Annotated in this window: 20 protein-coding genes and 1 pseudogene; 8 read left to right on the top strand and 13 right to left on the bottom strand. The window is 69.0% G+C overall.

Annotation, left to right across the window (positions count from 1 at the left end; translation table 11 throughout):
* The first annotated feature begins 22 nt into the window (after positions 1-22).
* Positions 23-1240, top strand: a complete 1218-nt coding sequence (locus ACFT7S_RS20360) for a sensor histidine kinase (protein ID WP_382733729.1) — start codon at positions 23-25, stop codon at positions 1238-1240.
* The gene (locus ACFT7S_RS20355) at positions 1237-1923 is read left to right on the top strand and encodes a response regulator (RefSeq protein WP_382733727.1); all 687 of its coding nucleotides are present in this window, start codon (positions 1237-1239) and stop codon (positions 1921-1923) included. The genes ACFT7S_RS20360 and ACFT7S_RS20355 overlap by 4 nt, the downstream gene beginning before the upstream one ends.
* A gap of 406 nt (positions 1924-2329) precedes the next feature.
* Here the strand turns inward: ACFT7S_RS20355 and ACFT7S_RS20350 are convergent, their stop codons facing one another.
* Entirely contained in the window at positions 2330-2767 is a 438-nt protein-coding gene (locus ACFT7S_RS20350; protein WP_382733922.1) for an Lrp/AsnC family transcriptional regulator, read from the bottom strand.
* Positions 2768-2875: 108 nt separating this feature from the next.
* On the opposite strand from ACFT7S_RS20350, the gene ACFT7S_RS20345 reads away from it, so the two are divergent.
* On the top strand, positions 2876-3781 hold the full coding sequence (locus tag ACFT7S_RS20345) for an SMP-30/gluconolactonase/LRE family protein (protein WP_382733919.1): 906 nt from the start codon (positions 2876-2878) through the stop codon (positions 3779-3781).
* A gap of 34 nt (positions 3782-3815) precedes the next feature.
* Here ACFT7S_RS20345 and ACFT7S_RS20340 read toward each other — a convergent pair whose 3' ends face one another.
* The 8 genes from ACFT7S_RS20340 to ACFT7S_RS20305 form a co-directional block, all read right to left on the bottom strand.
* On the bottom strand, positions 3816-4223 hold the full coding sequence (locus ACFT7S_RS20340; protein ID WP_382733724.1) for a hypothetical protein: 408 nt from the start codon (positions 4221-4223) through the stop codon (positions 3816-3818).
* A gap of 23 nt (positions 4224-4246) precedes the next feature.
* Positions 4247-5284 (bottom strand): SPFH domain-containing protein, encoded by a 1038-nt coding sequence (locus tag ACFT7S_RS20335; protein ID WP_382733722.1) that lies wholly within the window; start codon positions 5282-5284, stop codon positions 4247-4249.
* A gap of 2 nt (positions 5285-5286) precedes the next feature.
* A complete protein-coding gene (locus tag ACFT7S_RS20330; RefSeq protein WP_382733719.1) occupies positions 5287-5718 on the bottom strand; it encodes an NfeD family protein in 432 nt (143 codons plus the stop codon).
* A gap of 105 nt (positions 5719-5823) precedes the next feature.
* Positions 5824-6426: a gamma carbonic anhydrase family protein gene (locus ACFT7S_RS20325; protein ID WP_382733716.1), complete on the bottom strand. Its 603-nt coding sequence runs from the start codon at positions 6424-6426 to the stop codon at positions 5824-5826.
* 119 nt (positions 6427-6545) lie between these two features.
* Positions 6546-6977: a VOC family protein gene (locus ACFT7S_RS20320; RefSeq protein WP_382733714.1), complete on the bottom strand. Its 432-nt coding sequence runs from the start codon at positions 6975-6977 to the stop codon at positions 6546-6548.
* 195 nt (positions 6978-7172) lie between these two features.
* The gene (locus ACFT7S_RS20315; protein ID WP_382733711.1) at positions 7173-7928 is read right to left on the bottom strand and encodes a hypothetical protein; all 756 of its coding nucleotides are present in this window, start codon (positions 7926-7928) and stop codon (positions 7173-7175) included.
* Positions 7925-8317 (bottom strand): hypothetical protein, encoded by a 393-nt coding sequence (locus ACFT7S_RS20310; RefSeq protein ID WP_382733709.1) that lies wholly within the window; start codon positions 8315-8317, stop codon positions 7925-7927. The genes ACFT7S_RS20315 and ACFT7S_RS20310 overlap by 4 nt, the downstream gene beginning before the upstream one ends.
* Positions 8318-8342: 25 nt before the next feature.
* A complete protein-coding gene (locus tag ACFT7S_RS20305; protein ID WP_382733707.1) occupies positions 8343-8753 on the bottom strand; it encodes a DUF6281 family protein in 411 nt (136 codons plus the stop codon).
* A 210-nt stretch (positions 8754-8963) separates the two neighbouring features.
* On the opposite strand from ACFT7S_RS20305, the gene ACFT7S_RS20300 reads away from it, so the two are divergent.
* On the top strand, positions 8964-9779 hold the full coding sequence (locus tag ACFT7S_RS20300) for a S1 family peptidase (RefSeq protein ID WP_382733705.1): 816 nt from the start codon (positions 8964-8966) through the stop codon (positions 9777-9779).
* A 20-nt stretch (positions 9780-9799) separates the two neighbouring features.
* On the opposite strand, the gene ACFT7S_RS20295 is transcribed toward ACFT7S_RS20300, so the two are convergent.
* Both ACFT7S_RS20295 and ACFT7S_RS20290 read right to left on the bottom strand, forming a co-directional pair.
* Positions 9800-10375 (bottom strand): hypothetical protein, encoded by a 576-nt coding sequence (locus ACFT7S_RS20295; protein WP_382733702.1) that lies wholly within the window; start codon positions 10373-10375, stop codon positions 9800-9802.
* Positions 10376-10455: 80 nt separating this feature from the next.
* A complete protein-coding gene (locus tag ACFT7S_RS20290) occupies positions 10456-10731 on the bottom strand; it encodes a hypothetical protein (protein WP_382733700.1) in 276 nt (91 codons plus the stop codon).
* 206 nt (positions 10732-10937) lie between these two features.
* Between ACFT7S_RS20290 and ACFT7S_RS20285 the strand changes: the two genes are divergently transcribed.
* Positions 10938-11342 (top strand): hypothetical protein, encoded by a 405-nt coding sequence (locus tag ACFT7S_RS20285; protein ID WP_382733697.1) that lies wholly within the window; start codon positions 10938-10940, stop codon positions 11340-11342.
* 136 nt (positions 11343-11478) lie between these two features.
* Here ACFT7S_RS20285 and ACFT7S_RS20280 read toward each other — a convergent pair whose 3' ends face one another.
* Positions 11479-12405 (bottom strand): LysR family transcriptional regulator, encoded by a 927-nt coding sequence (locus tag ACFT7S_RS20280; RefSeq protein ID WP_382733694.1) that lies wholly within the window; start codon positions 12403-12405, stop codon positions 11479-11481.
* 134 nt (positions 12406-12539) lie between these two features.
* Between ACFT7S_RS20280 and ACFT7S_RS20275 the strand changes: the two genes are divergently transcribed.
* Positions 12540-13793: an MFS transporter gene (locus ACFT7S_RS20275; RefSeq protein WP_382733691.1), complete on the top strand. Its 1254-nt coding sequence runs from the start codon at positions 12540-12542 to the stop codon at positions 13791-13793.
* 58 nt (positions 13794-13851) lie between these two features.
* On the opposite strand, the gene ACFT7S_RS20270 is transcribed toward ACFT7S_RS20275, so the two are convergent.
* Positions 13852-14100, bottom strand: a complete 249-nt coding sequence (locus ACFT7S_RS20270; protein WP_382733688.1) for a hypothetical protein — start codon at positions 14098-14100, stop codon at positions 13852-13854.
* Between the two features lie 76 nt (positions 14101-14176).
* Here ACFT7S_RS20270 and ACFT7S_RS20265 point away from each other — a divergent pair.
* Together ACFT7S_RS20265 and ACFT7S_RS20260 are read left to right on the top strand one after the other, a co-directional pair.
* A pseudogene (locus ACFT7S_RS20265) lies at positions 14177-14344 on the top strand (aminopeptidase); the annotation flags it as partial.
* 234 nt (positions 14345-14578) lie between these two features.
* Positions 14579-15643: a serine hydrolase domain-containing protein gene (locus tag ACFT7S_RS20260; RefSeq protein ID WP_382733685.1), complete on the top strand. Its 1065-nt coding sequence runs from the start codon at positions 14579-14581 to the stop codon at positions 15641-15643.
* Positions 15644-15699: the final 56 nt, after the last annotated feature.

Here is a 15699-nt window from a genome sequence, read left to right as displayed (position 1 = left end):
AGCACCCCGATCGGAGAACTCGATGAACACCGCATGGCAGCGCTGCGTGGCGGCCCACCCGCGGGCTGCAGACGCGGCAGTGGCGCTGGTGCTGTTCGCCGTCACGATCCCTGGCAGCCAGCTCAGCACCACCGATCCGGGCAGCCGGATCTCATGGTGGACAGCCGCCCCGATCGCGGCCGTCGGCTGCGCCGCCCTGATGTGGCGCCGCAGTCGGCCCAAGACCGTCGTCGCGGTCACCACGGCCTGCTCCATGGCCGCGAGCGCGCTGGGCGTCCTGCTCACCCCGCTCCTGCTGGGACCGGTGATGGCGGCGCTCTACTGGCTGTCCCTGACCGCCGACCGCAGGACCATCCGCATCTGCACACTCGCCACCGCCGCACTGCTCGCCGCCACGGCGCTGATCGCCGACCCCGTCAACCATCCCTTCGCCCTGAAGACGCTCAACCCCGTCGCCTGGGTACTGCTGCCGCCCGTCTACGGCACCGCCATCCGGATGCGGCGCGCCTACCTCAAAGCCGTCGAGGCCCGCGCCGAATTCGCCGAGCGCACCCGAGAGGAGGAGGCACGGCACCGGGTCGCCGAGGAGCGCATGCGCATCGCCCGCGACCTGCACGACGTCGTAGCCCACCACCTCGCCCTCGCCAACGCGCAGGCCGGCACCGCCGCTCACCTGGCGCGCACCGACCCCGTCCAGACGCAGAAGATCCTCGACGACCTCGCGGGCACCACCTCATCGGCGCTGCGGGAGCTGAAAGCCACCGTCGGGCTGCTGCGCCAGGCGAACGACACCGACACCCCGCTGGAACCGTCCCCCGGACTCGCACGCCTCGACGACCTCACCGCCTCGTTCGCCTCCGCCGGCCTCACGGTCACCGTCACCACGGAGGGCGAGCCGCAGGAGCTCTCACCCGGAGTCGATCTGACAGCATTCCGGATCGTGCAGGAAGCACTCACCAACGTGGCCAAACACGCCGGCACGAAAGCGGCGCACATCGAACTCGCCCACACCTCCGCCGGACTGACCGTCACGGTCACCGACGAAGGACCCGCCGAAGGAAGCACAGTGGCGCCGGCAGGCGAGGCCGCGGGCCGCGGCTTCGGCCTCATCGGTATGCGCGAACGCGCCCACTCGGTCGGCGGCCACCTGCACACCGGCCGCCGCCCCGAAGGCGGCTTCGAAGTCACCGCCCACCTGCCGCTGCACTCCCGGAACCCGGAAGAAGACCGCACCCCATGACCATCCGCGTCCTGCTCGCCGACGACCAAGCCCTGCTGCGGGCCACCTTCCGCATCCTGATCGACTCCTGCGACGACATGGTCGTGGTCGCCGAGGCCGCCGACGGAAGGGAAGCGGTCGACCTCACCCGTACCACCCGGCCCGACATCGTCCTCATGGACATCCGCATGCCGGGTACGGACGGCCTGGCGGCCACGACCACGCTCTGCGCTGACCAAGACCTGGCCGCCACCCGGGTCCTCATCCTCACGACGTTCGAGACGGACGAGTACGTTGCCCGGGCGCTCCGCGCAGGTGCCAGCGGCTTCCTCGGCAAGGACGTCGGCGCCGACGTCCTCCTCACCGGCATCCGCACCGTGGCCTCCGGCGACTCCCTGCTCTCCCCGCAGGCCACCCGCGCCCTCATCACCCGCTTCCTCGCGACACCCGAACCGGACAACCACCTGGCAGCGCCCGAACTCCTCGCCGCGCTCACGGCCCGCGAGCGGGAAGTGATGACGCTGGCCGCCGAGGGACAGTCCAACGCCGAGATCGCGGGCGTCCTCGTCCTCAGCCCGCTGACCGTGCGCACCCACATCCAGCGCGCCATGAACAAACTCCACGCACGCGACCGCGCCCAACTGGTCGTCATCGCCTACCAGTCGGGCCTGGTCAGGCCCACGCCACCGCCGCCCCGGCACTGACGGGCGCGCGCGGCGGCCGACGGTCAGACCTTGTCGAGGTCGCGCTCCTTGGTCTCGGGGAGGGCGAGGACGCAGCCCAGCGAGAGCAGGGCCATGGCGCAGCGGTGCCGCCGCGCCGCCCATTACGCCACCGAGGTTGTAGGAGAACCCGGCACCGGAGTAGCGCATGCGGGTGCCGAACGGTTCGGGCGGGTACGCGCCCGCAGGGCCGTAGATGATGCTCATGCAGAGCAGGGCGCCGCTCAGTGCGACGCGATCAGCGCGTAGTTCCTGGTGTCCAGGAGCGGGAAGAGCGCGGCACTCCACACCTCACCGAAGGCAGCGCCCGCGATGATCAGCTTGCGGCGGCCGACGCGGTCGGACCAGCGTGCGACGAAGAACGCGCTGCTACGCCAGATGCCAGATGTCAGTCGGCGGAGACCGGTCGTTCGAAGAACGTCTCCAGCGCGACCGTCGCATGCGTGCCGCTCACGCCCTCGATGGCGTACAGCCGCCGCAGGACCTGCTGCAACTGCTCGGTGGTGGCCGTGCGCACCTTCACCAGAACCGACGCTGCGCCCGCGATGACGTGCGCTTCCTGGATCTCCGGGATAGCGGCGAAGGCTTCCGCCGAGTCACCCATCCAGGCCGACGAGTCGACCATGACGAAGGCGAGTACGTCACGGCCGAGGGCTGCCGGTTCGACCTCCACCGTCGTACGGCGGATGACACCGCGCTCGCGGAGCTTGCGTACGCGCTCGTGCGCCGCTCCCGCCGAGAGGCCGACCGCCTTGCCGAGCGCCGAGTACGCCTGCGTGGCGTCGCGCTGGAGCTCCACGATCAGCGCGCGGTCGATGTCGTCCACGATCCCGTTCACCATCCCCATGGCCACACCATATCTGGTTCTGACATATTAAGATCATCCTGAATGAGATTCGGGAACAGTCGCGAGGGGTGGATTGTGTCCGGCGAGATGGTCAACAACCTGTACGAGGTCCTGGACGAGCGTTTCCGTACCGGCAGGTGCGCAAACGGAGACGTGCGGCTCGAACGGCTCCACGCCGACTGCCGCTGGGCCGAGGGGCCGCTCTATCTGCCCGCCTGGCGGCAGTTGATCTGGAGCGACATCCCCAATGACCGCCTCCTGCGCTGGGACGAGGCAACGGGCGCGATCGGTGTCTTCCGTTCCCCCGCGGGTCACATCAACGGCAACACACTGGACCGCGAGGGCCGGTTGGTGAGCTGCGAGCAGGGAAACCGCCGCGTCACCCGCACCGAGCACGACGGCCGCATCACCGTGCTCGCCGACCGCTTCGAGGGGAAGCGGCTCAACAGCCCGAACGACGCGGTCGTACGCTCCGACGGCTCGGTCTGGTTCACGGACCCGGACTTCGGGATCACCAGCGACTACGAGGGATATCGCGCCGAGAGCGAGCTCGGCACCTGTGACGTCTACCGGATCGATCCGGTGACCGGTGAGGTCCGCCGGGTCGCTGACGGCTTCGACGGGCCGAACGGCCTGGTCTTCTCCTCGGACGAACGGCAGTTGTACGTCGCCGACACGCGAGCCCGCCAGATCCGCGTCTTCGATGTGCACGAGGACCGCAGCCTCTCCGACGGCAGAGTCTTCGCCGCGCGCACCGACGGCGGCTTCGACAACATCCGCATGGACGACGGCGGGCGACTGTGGGCCGCCGCGTTCGGCGACGGCGTGCACTGTTACGACCCGGACGGCACCCTCATCGGCAGACTGCATGTGCCCGAGCCGGTCTCCAACATCGCCTTCGGCGGACCGAAGAACAACCGGCTCTTCATCACGGCGACGACCTCGCTGTACTCGCTGGAGATGGCCGTGACGGGGCTGCCACGGGTCCGGTGATCCCAGGTCGCGGCATGTCCGGAGGCGCGTCCGGTCACAACGGGTGCGGCACGACCACGACTTGGACGTCGTCCTCGTAGACCACGCGCCCCGGTGCGGTCGACCTCAGCGTCTCGCATGCGATGCCGTGGGCTCGGAGTACCGTCAGATATCCGTCGACACGTTCGAGGAGATGCGTCGCCGTCGGTTTGAACCAGGCGGCGGCGCAGGGGTTGACGGCTGGGTCGTAGACCGTCGGGTCCACCGTCGAGGGATCGAGGTAGGAGGCGTCGTACCAGGCGTTGTTGAGGAGACGGAAGTGCTCTTCGGCGGCGCTGAGCCGACCGCTGCGACCGAGATTGTTGACCAGGCCGAACACTCCGGTGAAGTGGCCCCGCTCATTCGGGACGACGGCCTGGAAGCGTACGTACTCCGTCCGGTGGTGGCTCTTCCCGTCAGTCATCGGGCGAGCCTGCCACACCGTCGTCAGTGAGGGCCTGTCGGGGGGAGGATGTCGGAGGCGCCATCGGCCTTCGCCGCGTCGGCGAGGGCCTCGGCAGCGGCCTCGGCGGCCTGTGCGGTGTCGTCGGCGGCGGCGTATGCGGCCTTGTCGTCGGGTGCCTTTTCCTGTGTGGCCGGCGACTGGGGCAGCGCCTCGCCGAAGGCCCGGGAGATGCCCTGGAGCGCGGAGGTGACCTCGCTCGGGATCACCCAGAAGGTGCTGCCCTGGCCCTGCGCGAGCTGGGGCAGTGTCTGGAGGTACTGGTAGGCGAGCAGTTTGGGGTCGGGATCGTTGCGGTGCACGGCCTGGAACACCTCGTCGATGGCCCTGGACTGGCCCTCGGCCTTGAGGATCGCGGCGGTACGGTTTCCCTCGGCACGCAGCACGGCGGACTGCTTGTCGCCCTCGGCCGTAAGGATCTGTGCCTGGCGTTGTCCCTCGGCGCCGAGAATCGCGGCCCGCTTGTCCCGCTCGGCACGCATCTGCTTCTCCATCGCGTCCTTGATCGACTGCGGGGGGTCGATGGCCTTGATCTCCACCCGGTTGACCCTCAGCCCCCATTTGCCGGTCGCTTCGTCCAGTACCCCACGGAGCTGGCTGTTGATGGTGTCGCGGGAGGTGAGGGTCTTCTCCAGGTCCATCGATCCGACGACGTTGCGCAACGTGGTGACGGTCAGCTGCTCGACCGCCTGGAGGAAGTTCGCGATCTCGTAGGCGGCGGCCCGTGGGTCGGTGACCTGGCAGTAGATGACGGTGTCGATCTCGACGACGAGGTTGTCCTCCGTGATGACCGGTTGCGGCTTGAAGGAGACGACCTGTTCCCGCAGGTCGATCGGTGGATGGACACGGTCGATATACGGAACGACGACGTTGAGGCCGGGTTGCAGGGTGCGGTGGTAGCGGCCGAGTCGCTCGACGTTGCGCGCGCGTGCCTGGGGCACGATGCGTACCGCTCGCAACACGGTGAAGACTGCGATGACTGCGACGATCAGGCCGGCGATGAGGAAAGCCGAGACTTCCACGGTCACTCCCGGGGGTAGACGAGCGCGGTCGCGCCGCTGATCTCTATGACGTCGACGGTCGTTCCCGGAGGAATCACCAGCGTCTCGTCATAGGCGCGGGCCGTCCATTCCTCGCCGCCGATGCGGACCCTGCCGCCCGCGCCCGTCACCTCGGAGACGACATGGGCGGAGCTGCCGACCAGTGCGTCGATGCCGAATCGCTCCGCCTGGGGCTTGAGAATGTGGCGCAATGCGAGGGGGCGCAGGAACAGCAGGCCGGCCGTCGCGGCGATGGTGAACACCACGAATTGGAGGGGTAGCGGAAGTCCGACCGCGGCGAATCCCGCCGTGACCAGCGCGGCCCCTCCCAGCATTCCGAGCGCGGCGGTGAGGGTGACGATTTCCACCACAGCCAACACCGCTGCGACGATCAGCCAGATCAGCCACAGATCCATGAGCAGCCCTCCTCACCGGTGCGGCGGGTGCGCGAATGGATGGACCGGCGGGCCCATTAGGATGATTTTACCCATTCTGCGGGTCTGGGGCCTGGGGCGGCGGGTTCAGAGCTGCTGGTCGTCGCCGTGGTGCCCGAGGGCGCGACCGAAGCGTTCCGAGATGGCCGGCATCAGGCTCTCGCCGTCGGCGGGACGGTCCAGCCCGAACACATAGCCCGGGAAGTCCAGGTCCTTCTGTACCGCCCAGATCCCGGCATGGTCGTCCGGCGGGAGGATGTGTGCCGGGTCGCCGACGGCGACCCAGCCGATCGGGACGATCGAATCGGTGGGCAGGACGGTGCGGAGGTGCACGATGCCGTTGATCCGTACTTCGGAACGGGTCCCGATCCGTGCGCCGTTGAAGACGCGGCTGCCGGTGGCGAGGAAGACGTCGTTCTCGACCCGGCAGCCGGTCAGGTAGGACATGGGGCCGACCAGGACCTGCCGTCCCAGAATCAGCGGATCGCGCCGGGTGCCGCGCAGGACCGCGTTCTCCATCACGATGCTGCCCTCGCCCACCTCCACCGGCCCGCCTTCGGCGGTGAGAACCGCCCCGAACAGCACGCGGCACCCTGCCCCGACGCGTACGTCGCCGCACAGGGTGGCGGTCGGAGCGACATAGGCCGTGGGGTGGACTGTAGGAGAGCAGCCTTCATGAGTGATCAGCATGCCCCGATCATGCCGCGCCGCAGGGCCGGGCGTGGCATGACTTCACCGAGGACGATCCGCACCGGGCGCGATCCGCAACAGGCACGATCCGCACGGGGCTCGGCCGGGCCGGTTTCCGCTCAGCGTTCCGACAGCTCCGACGGGGCTTCCTGGACGACCCAGCCGTTGCCGTCGGGGTCCTCGAAGGACATGAACGAGTTCCAGGTCTCACCCTTGCCGTCCTCCCAGCCCGTGGCGCCGACGTGGCGAACGGGGGAGACGTCCACACCGCGGCCCACCAGCTCCGCGCGGGCCGCCTCGATGTCGGTGACACAGAGCTGGAGACCCTGCAGTGTGCCGGGGACCATCTCCTTCATGCCGGGGGCCGCAGGCATTCCCTCGAGCATCGCGATGGAACACCGTGAGCCGGGCGGGGTCATCTGGATGATGCGCATGCCTGGGGCCACCTCGTCGTCGAGGTCCACCTTGAAGCCGGCCTTGTCCGCGTAGAACTCCTTCGCGCGGTCCATGTCGGTGACGGGGACCGGGATGACCTCAAGAGTCCAGTTCATGGAAAGCCTCCTCAGAAATGCCAGAGCGCCTGGCAGAACGGATCGCCCCGACGAAGCCGAAGGCCGCACGGAGCGCGACCGCCGGCACGAGGCCGGGTCCACCGTCTCCCACAACGGAGTGGTCCCGCACGCCGAACCACCGGATCGCCGCCGATTCATCAGGGCGCCGGGTCCGAGCGCATGGTCGTGCGTGGTTCAACCGTTGCCCGGCATCCGCGTCAGGCGGGTTCGCAGTTCGGCTGCGGAACTGTCGCACGGTTCGGGTAGTGCGGGGAGCAGAGTCAGGGCCGCGACAAGGAGTTCCCTGGTTGCCTTCGGGTCGTCTCGGACCGCTTGGAAGGCTGTCGTGGCGGTCATCGGGGCCAGCCGGTACCGCCAGGCCGGGTGAGCGTGCGTCGCGGCGTAGTGCGCCGTCAAGGTCTCAAGGGGAGTCAGTTGCCCTCCTGCACGCCGGAGGAGCGGTGCGAGACCCACCTGAGCAACCGTGCGACAGATGTCGTCCGGGTCGGCCCAATTACGGCGGTGGTCGTCGCGTACCTGGTAGACCACCGCGTACACCAGCCGGCGCTCGCGTTCCGTGCACGGGCTCGGGAGCGGCACCTCCCGCCAGAACTCCTCGACTGCGCGTGGAGTGATCTCGGTGCGGCGCCGGGCATCGGCAGGAGTGGTGGCGACGGCCAGCCGGACGGCGCCGAGGGCGACGGCATCCTCCGAGAACCGGCGTATATACCGAAGCCCCTCGGCGGCATCCGGATCCGCCTCGCGAGCGGCGCTCCGTACCTGCTCGATCGTCGGTCCGTCGGTCCATACGAACGTCCACACGCCCGTGGAGCCGGAGTGCTCGGCTTCGATCGTCCCGTCGACCGCGGCGGCCAGTCGGCGAAGCCGCGTAGCGCGGCCGCAATCGGGGCAGCAATCGGTGGGACCGGAATCCGTGGGGTCCGAGGTCATCTGCCGCGTCCTTCGCCCTGCGGATAGCCGATGCCGGCGATGCTGTCCGCGAGCCGGTCCAGGGACACCTCGGGGTTCAGGTCCGAGACGATCTCGGGCGTGAGTGGCCGCAGCGCGTATACGTGACGTACGGCTGCCAGGTCGACCGGGATTCCGTAGTACCCCGCAGCCCAGTCCGCGTACTCCTCGGGAGAACCGTCGGTGAGGAAGCCGAACAGCCAGTCCGCGCCGTCCGGAACGGTGGAGCTGCCGTCGAAGTCGACGTCTCCCGTCCGCCATTGACTGTCCTCCGCCTCCCGCCACAGGCAGGCGGTCATCGCCATCGCGCGGCAACGGTTCCGCAGCGCAGAAATGTCGGGCAACTGTCGAGCCGCATCACGAACGGTCATGCGGACATCTCAACAGACACCACTGTCATTGGGCCGGGGCCGGGGAGCCGCCGACCAGTCTCCGCACCTCGGGCGGAAGTTCCGAGCCCGCATACGCGGCGAACAGCATGGCTTCCTCCGGTGAGTCCCCGATGGCGACGGCCACCCAGGGAGAGATCCCGTCAACCGCGTAGGCGGTCCCCGTCGTGGCCGGCTCCGCGTTCGTGTCCTGGCGGCCTGTGTCGTCGCAAGGTGTCTGTATGGCGGCGCCGAGCTTCTCCCCGACGGTGAATTCCGCGTTCGCCACGTCGCGGTACGTTCGGGTTTGGTAGGTGAACTCGTGGACGCAGGACGGCGATTCCTGCCCACCACTGATGCTGTCAGCCGTGCACGCGGCTGCTGACATCACCACGGTCGCCGCCAGAAGTACGCGCACGCATTGCCCGGCCCAGCTCATGCGGTCCCCCTCGGTGGAGTCGACGTTCGTGCCACGTTGACGTCCGCACCCCGGATCGGGTTCCCCTGACATGACCGCACGGGGTGTACCAGTCACCCCCGAGCCGCGGGGGATACCTCCACGGCGCATGGGCCCGGTTCCCGGATGGATCAGTGGATCTTGAAGGCGCAGGCTGAAGACGTTCGGATTTCCGAGGGAAAGGACACCTTCGTGTTCAGCTTGAAACGTGTGCACCGTCGTACGGCGTGTACCACCGCGGTCGCCGCTCTGACCGGTGCGGCGTGCGCCACCATGATGACCGGCAACGCGGGAGCGATCGTCAACGGATCGGATTCCACGGAGCGTTACCCGTTCATGGCGACGATTCCGCTGTCCGCCCCCAACGTGCTGGACGACGGCGTGTGCGGGGCGTCGCTGATCGACCCGCAGTGGGTGCTGACCGCGGCCCACTGCGTCGATCCGACGCTGGTGAAGCCGGACGGCATCGTCCGCATCGGCAGCGAGCAGCGGAAATCCGGCGGCACGGTCCGCTCCATCGACAAGATGGTCACCCACCCGGGCTACAGCCTGGGCGAGCCCAACCGGAACGACGTCGCGCTGGTCCGGCTGGACCGCCCGGTGGCCGAATCGCTCATCCGTATCGCCGCGCGTCCCGGGCGTCCCGGGACTCCGACGCGGCTCCTGGGGTTCGGCACGGTCGTCGACACGACGGATCTCAGCAAGGTGGTGTTCCCCGACCGGCTCCAGCAACTCGAAACCCGCAGGGGGACGTACGCGGAGTGCGCCCCGGGCTACGCCGCGAAGACCCGGCTGTGCACGGTGAGCCGGGTGCCCCAGGCCATGGCGTGCTTCGGGGACTCCGGAGGACCGCAGATCCAACGGGGCAAGGGTGGGCGCTGGGAGCTCATCGGGACCACGTCTGGCCCGGGCGCCCCTGATGTGCCGTGCGCGGACGGGCCGGGACTTTACAGCAGCGTGCCCGCATACACCGGCTGGATCCGGAAGACGATCGGCCGGAACGGCTGACCGGGAGCTGATGGGCCGGGTCAGGCGGCGTAGGCGGACACGGTCATCGTTTCGGCGAGGACGCGCCAGAGGCCCCAGGCGCCCACACGGCTCGCGATGTTGCACAGCCTCTTCTCGGTGCATCGGGTGGGTTTGTTCTGCCAGGCGCTGACGATCAGATAGTGGAAGCCCAGGCTCCGAGTGAACGTGAAGCGGATGTGCAGACCGGCGCCGAGATCGTGCCCGGGCAGCGTGACGATCTGTAGGTAGTCGTCGGTGATGGACTCCACCCGCACCGGATTCCCGCCCAGCAGATCGCACTCGTCCTGCGCACGGATACGGGCCGGGCAGGCACCGCTCACCGGGAACATCCAGAAGTTGCCGGTGAGCTGTGCACGTATGTCGTGGGGGCTGGTGAAGGGGTGGAGCCCCAGGGAGTAGCTGTACCGGTAGAGGCCGTTCGCCGTGCCGCGTTCCGAGGCCGGTGCGGCGGTGCGTGTTCCGGCGTACGAGGCTGGTGCCGGCGCGGTGAGCACGAGCGTCGTACCGAGTACGGCGACCAGAACGGCACGGGCCGCCGAGCGGGTGAACACCTGCACGAGCCGGGTAAGCAGCACACCTGGAAGCTATGCGCCGGAGAATGTTCCGGCATCTCGGCCCGGGCCGTCCCAGTGATGCGGCAGTGGGTTCCGTCCGCCTACAGCGCGCGGAACCACGTGTCGGCTTGTCGGGGCGAGTCGAAGCGGATGACGTGGAGCGGGGCGAAGCGGGGATCGCGCGTGCGCCGTTCGATCTCGGACCGGCGCGTCGCGTGTTGGGACCATGCCGACCACGCCGGGTGGTCGCTGCGGAACCAGTCGGCCGGACGCTCCTTGTTGCCACCGAAGACGCGTTCCCTCAGCAGAGTCCTGCACAGGGACCTGCGCAGGATGCGGGGCATGACGGCGGCCTTCGGATAGTCGAGCCAGACCACCGTATCGGCGTGCTCCCACAGCAGATCGCGGACTTCTGGGTAGCCGAAGGAGTCGAACGCGGAAGGCTAGCCGCCGACACACCGGGCGACCGGTCCCCGGCGCGGAGTCTGTGGATGAACTCCGCGCCCCGCGTTCACCCGGCTGAGGGATTTGATCTCTTTGTCGCCGATGGCATGGTGAAGAACCCACGAGCCCCGGAGATCACATGCTTCACCCTCAGCCCGCTCGGCGGCGCGTCGCCCGCTTCGGTGCCGCGGCACTCTGCGCCGCATCCCTCACCTTCGCCCAGGCCGCACCGGCCGCAGCCGCCAGCCATACCGCGCCGTTCAGCTTCAAGTACCGGCTCGAAACGAATACGTGGGACCAGAACCGTGGCAGGACCACCTTCGCCATCCGCGACTGCGATGAGCCCAACGAGACCATGACAGTGAACCTGGTCCGCTCAAGGGTGGGCAGCGACACCCGCCTCGGTACGGTGACGATGAAGTGCGCCAAGGGCGGCCGGGCCAATTTCGATGCGCCCGACGCGGGCACCTACTACTTCATCCTCAGCAAGCTCGACGACGACAAGTTCTTCATCGGAAGCGCCACGATCAGCTACACCGCCTGACCGACGCGGTGACACGGCCTCACGTCCACGTGCGACTCGACATGAGCCGGGGTTGTTCAGCCGGTGCCCCAGCTCCAGCCGGACAGCCCGGCCTCGTGGAACGCCAATCCGGCGGGCAACGCGGTGGTCCCGACCGCTATGCCCATGCCGGTGTCCAGGTCTCGGCGTCAGAGCGGTCGAACCGCCCGGAGAAGAGGTGGTTGCGGAGCGCGGCAAGTGCCGGGTGCGGGTTGTCGCGGTGCCAGAGCAGTGAGTGCGGGTAGACCGGGGTCGGATCCTTCACGGCGATGCGTCGCAGGCCATGGTCGACGGGCCAGACGAAGCTTGTCTGCTCGCCGACGAAGGTCGCCAGTGACCCGGAGTCGGCGATGGTGTCCAGCAGGGGCTCGGTGCCGAAGTCGGGTCCGGTGATCTCGATGGTGAGATCGAACGCGGCGGCGAGGGCGTCGTAGTAGGCGGCCCACTCGGTTCCGGGAACGATGCCGGGCATCCAGATCCGGTGCCCGACGAGCTCGGTGGGCGTGACCGCACGGACGGCGGCGAGCTCGTGGGCCGGCCCGGTCAGAAGCTGGATGGGCTCGTCGAACGCCCGGGCGACCCCGATGTCGCCGGGGAGCTGCCGGCTGGGCCTGGTGACGGCGCGGAAGGACGCGTCGATCGTGCCGGACCGGACAGCGTCGACGGCCGCGTCGGCGTCGAAGAGGGTCACGACGTCGAGCTCGATCTCGGGATGAGCGCGATGGAAGCCGCGCAGCAGGGCGGCCGGAGCGAGTCGCCGGCCGATCACATCGACGCGCAGTGCCCGGCGGCCGGGTCGAACGGAGTTGATTGCCCGCTCCTCGGCCCGTAGGAGGTCGCGCGCGTGGGGCAGGAACGCCTGTCCGTCGATGGTGAGCTTCGCTCCGCGCGGAGTGCGGTTGAACAGCCGCACGCCGAGGATCTTCTCCAGTGTGGCGATGCGTTTGGAGACGGCCTGCTGGGTGATTGACAATTCGGCGGCGGCGTCATGGAACCGCCCGGCATCCGCGGCAGCCACGAAGGTACGCACAGCATCGAGATCCACGCCGACGATGATATCGACACAACGATTGGTTGTGCTTTCCTCGCGGATCGGTTGTTTGATCTGGGCATGTGTTCCTCGCTTTGATGCCTGTGGTCAGCGTGCGGTTGTTCAGGTCGGCGAGAGGTGCATCGGGTATGGCGGGCAGGCGGGCGCTGGGGCGGCGGTTCGGGTGGTTGTGGGCGTCGTTCGCGGTCAGCTCGTACGGCACAGGACTCGGGTTCGGTGCGTTTCCCCTGATCGCGGTCCTCGTGCTGGACTCCGGGCCGGCCCAGGTGGCGGCGCTGGCTGCTGTGGGGCGGGCAGTGGGGGCCGTGGTCGCGGTGCCGCTCGGCCCATGGGTGGAGTTCCGCCGTAAACGGCCGGTCATGGTGGCGATGGACCTGACCCGGTTCGCGGCGCTGATGAGCGTCCCCGCCGCGTTCGCGCTCGGCCGGCTCAGCTTCGCCCAGCTCCTTGTCGTATCCGTTGTCGTCGCCGCGGCCGACATCGCCTTCAAGGCGGCCGGCGGCGCGTATCTGAAGACGCTCGTGCCGCCGGAGGACCTGCTCGTCGCGAACAGCCGGTTCGAGTCCACGACATGGACCGCGACCATGGTCGGACCACCGCTCGGCGGGGCCGCGATCGGGCTGTTCGGCCCGGTGACGACCTTGGTCGCCAACGCGGTCAGCTATCTGCTCTCGGCACTGGGCATCCGCGCCATCGGCGGGAGCGAGCCGTCCCCCGCGCGGACCGGTGCACCGCGGCTGCGAGCACGCGATCTGCTCGAAGGATGGCGCCACATCCTCACCCACCCCGCGCTGCGCCCGCTGTTCCTCAACACGATTGCGGTCAACGGCCTGATCATGGCGTCCGAGCCGCTGCTCGCCGTACTCCTGCTGGACCACTTCGGGTACGCACCCTGGCAGTACGGACTCGTGTTCGCGGCCCCTTGCGTCGGTGGCCTCGTCGGCTCACGCCTCGCGCGCCGGCTCGTGGCGCGGTTCGGGCAGCACAAGGTGATGCGCACCGCGGGGATGCTGCGTGCGTGCTGGCCTCTCGGACTGGCGTTCGCCCAGCCCGGTGTCCCCGGGATCGTCCTCATCATCGCCGTCCAATTCGGCCTGGTGACCTGCTGCGGCGTGTTCAATCCGGTGCTGGCCACCTACCGGCTCGACCACACCGACCCCGACCGGGTCACCCGTACCCTGGCCGCCTGGCAGATCAGCAGCAACCTTGCCATCGCGGCCCTGACCGCCGTGTGGGGTCTGCTGGCCACAATCACCGGCCCCCGTACCGCGATCGCAGCCGCAGGCGTCCTTCTCCTGGCCACCCCGCTGCTGCTCCCACGCCGCGAGAAGGCGCCCCAGGACGAGACCGCGAGGTCTATGCGCGTTCGGTCGGAGGGCTGAGCATACGGGGCCGGGCGGCCGGTCCCACGGCCGGGAAAGCCGAGGGACCGGGCCGTGTCTACTCCCGCGGATCGGCGTACGTGCGCTGGATCACCGTTCTGCCGTGGCCCACCGCCCAGTCCGGCAGTGCGGCCAGTACCTGCTCGACCGCGTTTCCGGTGTCCAGGAACACCTGGTCGACCGTGATCTTCACCGGGCCGGTGCGCTCGATCGTCGCGGTGTAGCCCTTGGACCGGCCCACGACATCGACCACCGCCTCGGTGCCCTCGAACGGCCGGTCGTTGACCGACAGGCCGGGGCCCGTCACGGTGCCACGTCAGTGCGGCGGACGCGAGCAGCAGGGCGAGCGTCCAGATCTTCATGACCAGCGGGTCGAGAGTCATGTGGAGGTCGACCTCTACAGCCCGTCCACGGTCGATCTGGCCACACTCGTGCCAGGCGTCTCACGCGACCGGGGCGGCCGTACGATCGCCTTCACCGCCGCCGACTTCGCCGAGGCCTACCGGCTGATCCTGCTGCTCGGACAGCTCGCCACCATCAAACCTGCTTAACACCGGCCGTCGCGGTGACTCCCGCCCCTGACCGCGTACGTGTCCATCCGGTTGGCCCCCCGAATTTCCGGGGGGTGGCCCGGGTCGTCCGTTCGCTCCTGTTGTTCCTAGCCTCGAGCCATGAGATTTCGTCGCCTATGGGTGTCAGCCGCCATCCTGACGTTGACCGTGTCGGTGCCGTCAGCCGTTGTGGCCTCAGCGGTCATGCCACCGCGCTCGGCCGGGGACCGGTCCGTGCAGCATGACGCCGATCTGCTGCGGGACACCGGTGTCACAGGGGTATCGGTCCGACTGACGACGCCCGGCGGGACCGTCACAGCCCGTTCCGGGGTCAGTGAACTGGGGAGCAGCCGGCCGGTCCCCGAGAACGGCTACCTCCGTCTGGGGAGCATCACCAAGACGTACGTCGCCACCGTCATGCTGCAACTCGTGGACGAGAAGCGGCTGACGCTCGACCGGACGGTGGAGCAGGTGCTGCCCGGGGTCGTGACGGGCGCCGGGAACGACGGGCGGAGCATCACGATCCGCGACCTGCTCCAGCACACCAGTGGCCTGTACGACTACACGGCCGACGTGTTCCCCGACCCCGGCGCCCGCACGTACTACGCCAACCGATGGCAGGCCTACCGGCCCGCGCAGCTCGTTGCCATGGCCATGCGTCATGAACCCGAATTCCCGCCGCGCACGGACTGGGCGTACTCCAACACCAACTACGTGCTCGCCGGAATGATCATCGAAAAGGTCACCGGCCACACCTGGGAACACCAGGTCCACGACCGCATTCTGCGCCCGCTCGGCCTGCGGCGTACAGCGACCCCCGGCACCTCGCCCCACCTTCCGCACCCTCACGCGTCCAACTACCAGCAGTTCACCGTGGACGGCCCGCTGTTCGACACCACGATCCCCTACCGTCCCTTCGACAGCGGGGCCGACGGTTCGATGACCGGCACGGCCGACGAGGTCAATGACTTCTTCACCGCCCTGGCCGGCGGACGGCTCCTGACGCCCGCCGCACTCGCCGCCATGCGAACCGCCGTCCCTGTGCCGCAGGACAGCGGCCACCCCGCGGGTACGCGGGACGGCCTGGGGCTGTTCTTCACCCCGCTGTCCTGCGGCGGCGGGTACCTCGGTCACGGCGGAAGCGGCTTCGGTTACGTCATCCGGGCTGCCACCACGACGGACGGCCGACGGACCGTCACTGTCTCCGCGCACAGCCGCCCCGCGGATCCGCAGACAGCGGCCCGCCAGGAGGACGCCCTTCGCAGCCTGATCGACAACGCCCTCTGCCGCGGCGCGTGAGCCGGCCGGACCGGGCGTCCCGGTCCGGCCGGCATGTGTACCCTCCTGCGCCGGAA

The organism is Streptomyces sp. NPDC057136 (assembly GCF_042670885.1).
Taxonomy (GTDB): Bacteria; Actinomycetota; Actinomycetes; order Streptomycetales; family Streptomycetaceae; genus Streptomyces.
This window is presented reverse-complemented; position numbering and strand designations above follow the sequence as displayed.

Coding starts and splice junctions, on each gene's coding strand:
- ACFT7S_RS20340 (WP_382733724.1), bottom strand. CDS start 4,223: ATGACTGACGGGAAGAGCCACCACCGGACGGAGTACGTACGCTTCCAG.
- ACFT7S_RS20345 (WP_382733919.1), top strand. CDS start 2,876: ATGGTCAACAACCTGTACGAGGTCCTGGACGAGCGTTTCCGTACCGGC.
- ACFT7S_RS20310 (WP_382733709.1), bottom strand. CDS start 8,317: ATGACCGTTCGTGATGCGGCTCGACAGTTGCCCGACATTTCTGCGCTG.
- ACFT7S_RS20355 (WP_382733727.1), top strand. CDS start 1,237: ATGACCATCCGCGTCCTGCTCGCCGACGACCAAGCCCTGCTGCGGGCC.
- ACFT7S_RS20275 (WP_382733691.1), top strand. CDS start 12,540: ATGGCGGGCAGGCGGGCGCTGGGGCGGCGGTTCGGGTGGTTGTGGGCG.
- ACFT7S_RS20325 (WP_382733716.1), bottom strand. CDS start 6,426: ATGCTGATCACTCATGAAGGCTGCTCTCCTACAGTCCACCCCACGGCC.
- ACFT7S_RS20285 (WP_382733697.1), top strand. CDS start 10,938: ATGCTTCACCCTCAGCCCGCTCGGCGGCGCGTCGCCCGCTTCGGTGCC.
- ACFT7S_RS20330 (WP_382733719.1), bottom strand. CDS start 5,718: ATGGATCTGTGGCTGATCTGGCTGATCGTCGCAGCGGTGTTGGCTGTG.
- ACFT7S_RS20315 (WP_382733711.1), bottom strand. CDS start 7,928: ATGACCTCGGACCCCACGGATTCCGGTCCCACCGATTGCTGCCCCGAT.
- ACFT7S_RS20305 (WP_382733707.1), bottom strand. CDS start 8,753: ATGAGCTGGGCCGGGCAATGCGTGCGCGTACTTCTGGCGGCGACCGTG.
- ACFT7S_RS20320 (WP_382733714.1), bottom strand. CDS start 6,977: ATGAACTGGACTCTTGAGGTCATCCCGGTCCCCGTCACCGACATGGAC.
- ACFT7S_RS20360 (WP_382733729.1), top strand. CDS start 23: ATGAACACCGCATGGCAGCGCTGCGTGGCGGCCCACCCGCGGGCTGCA.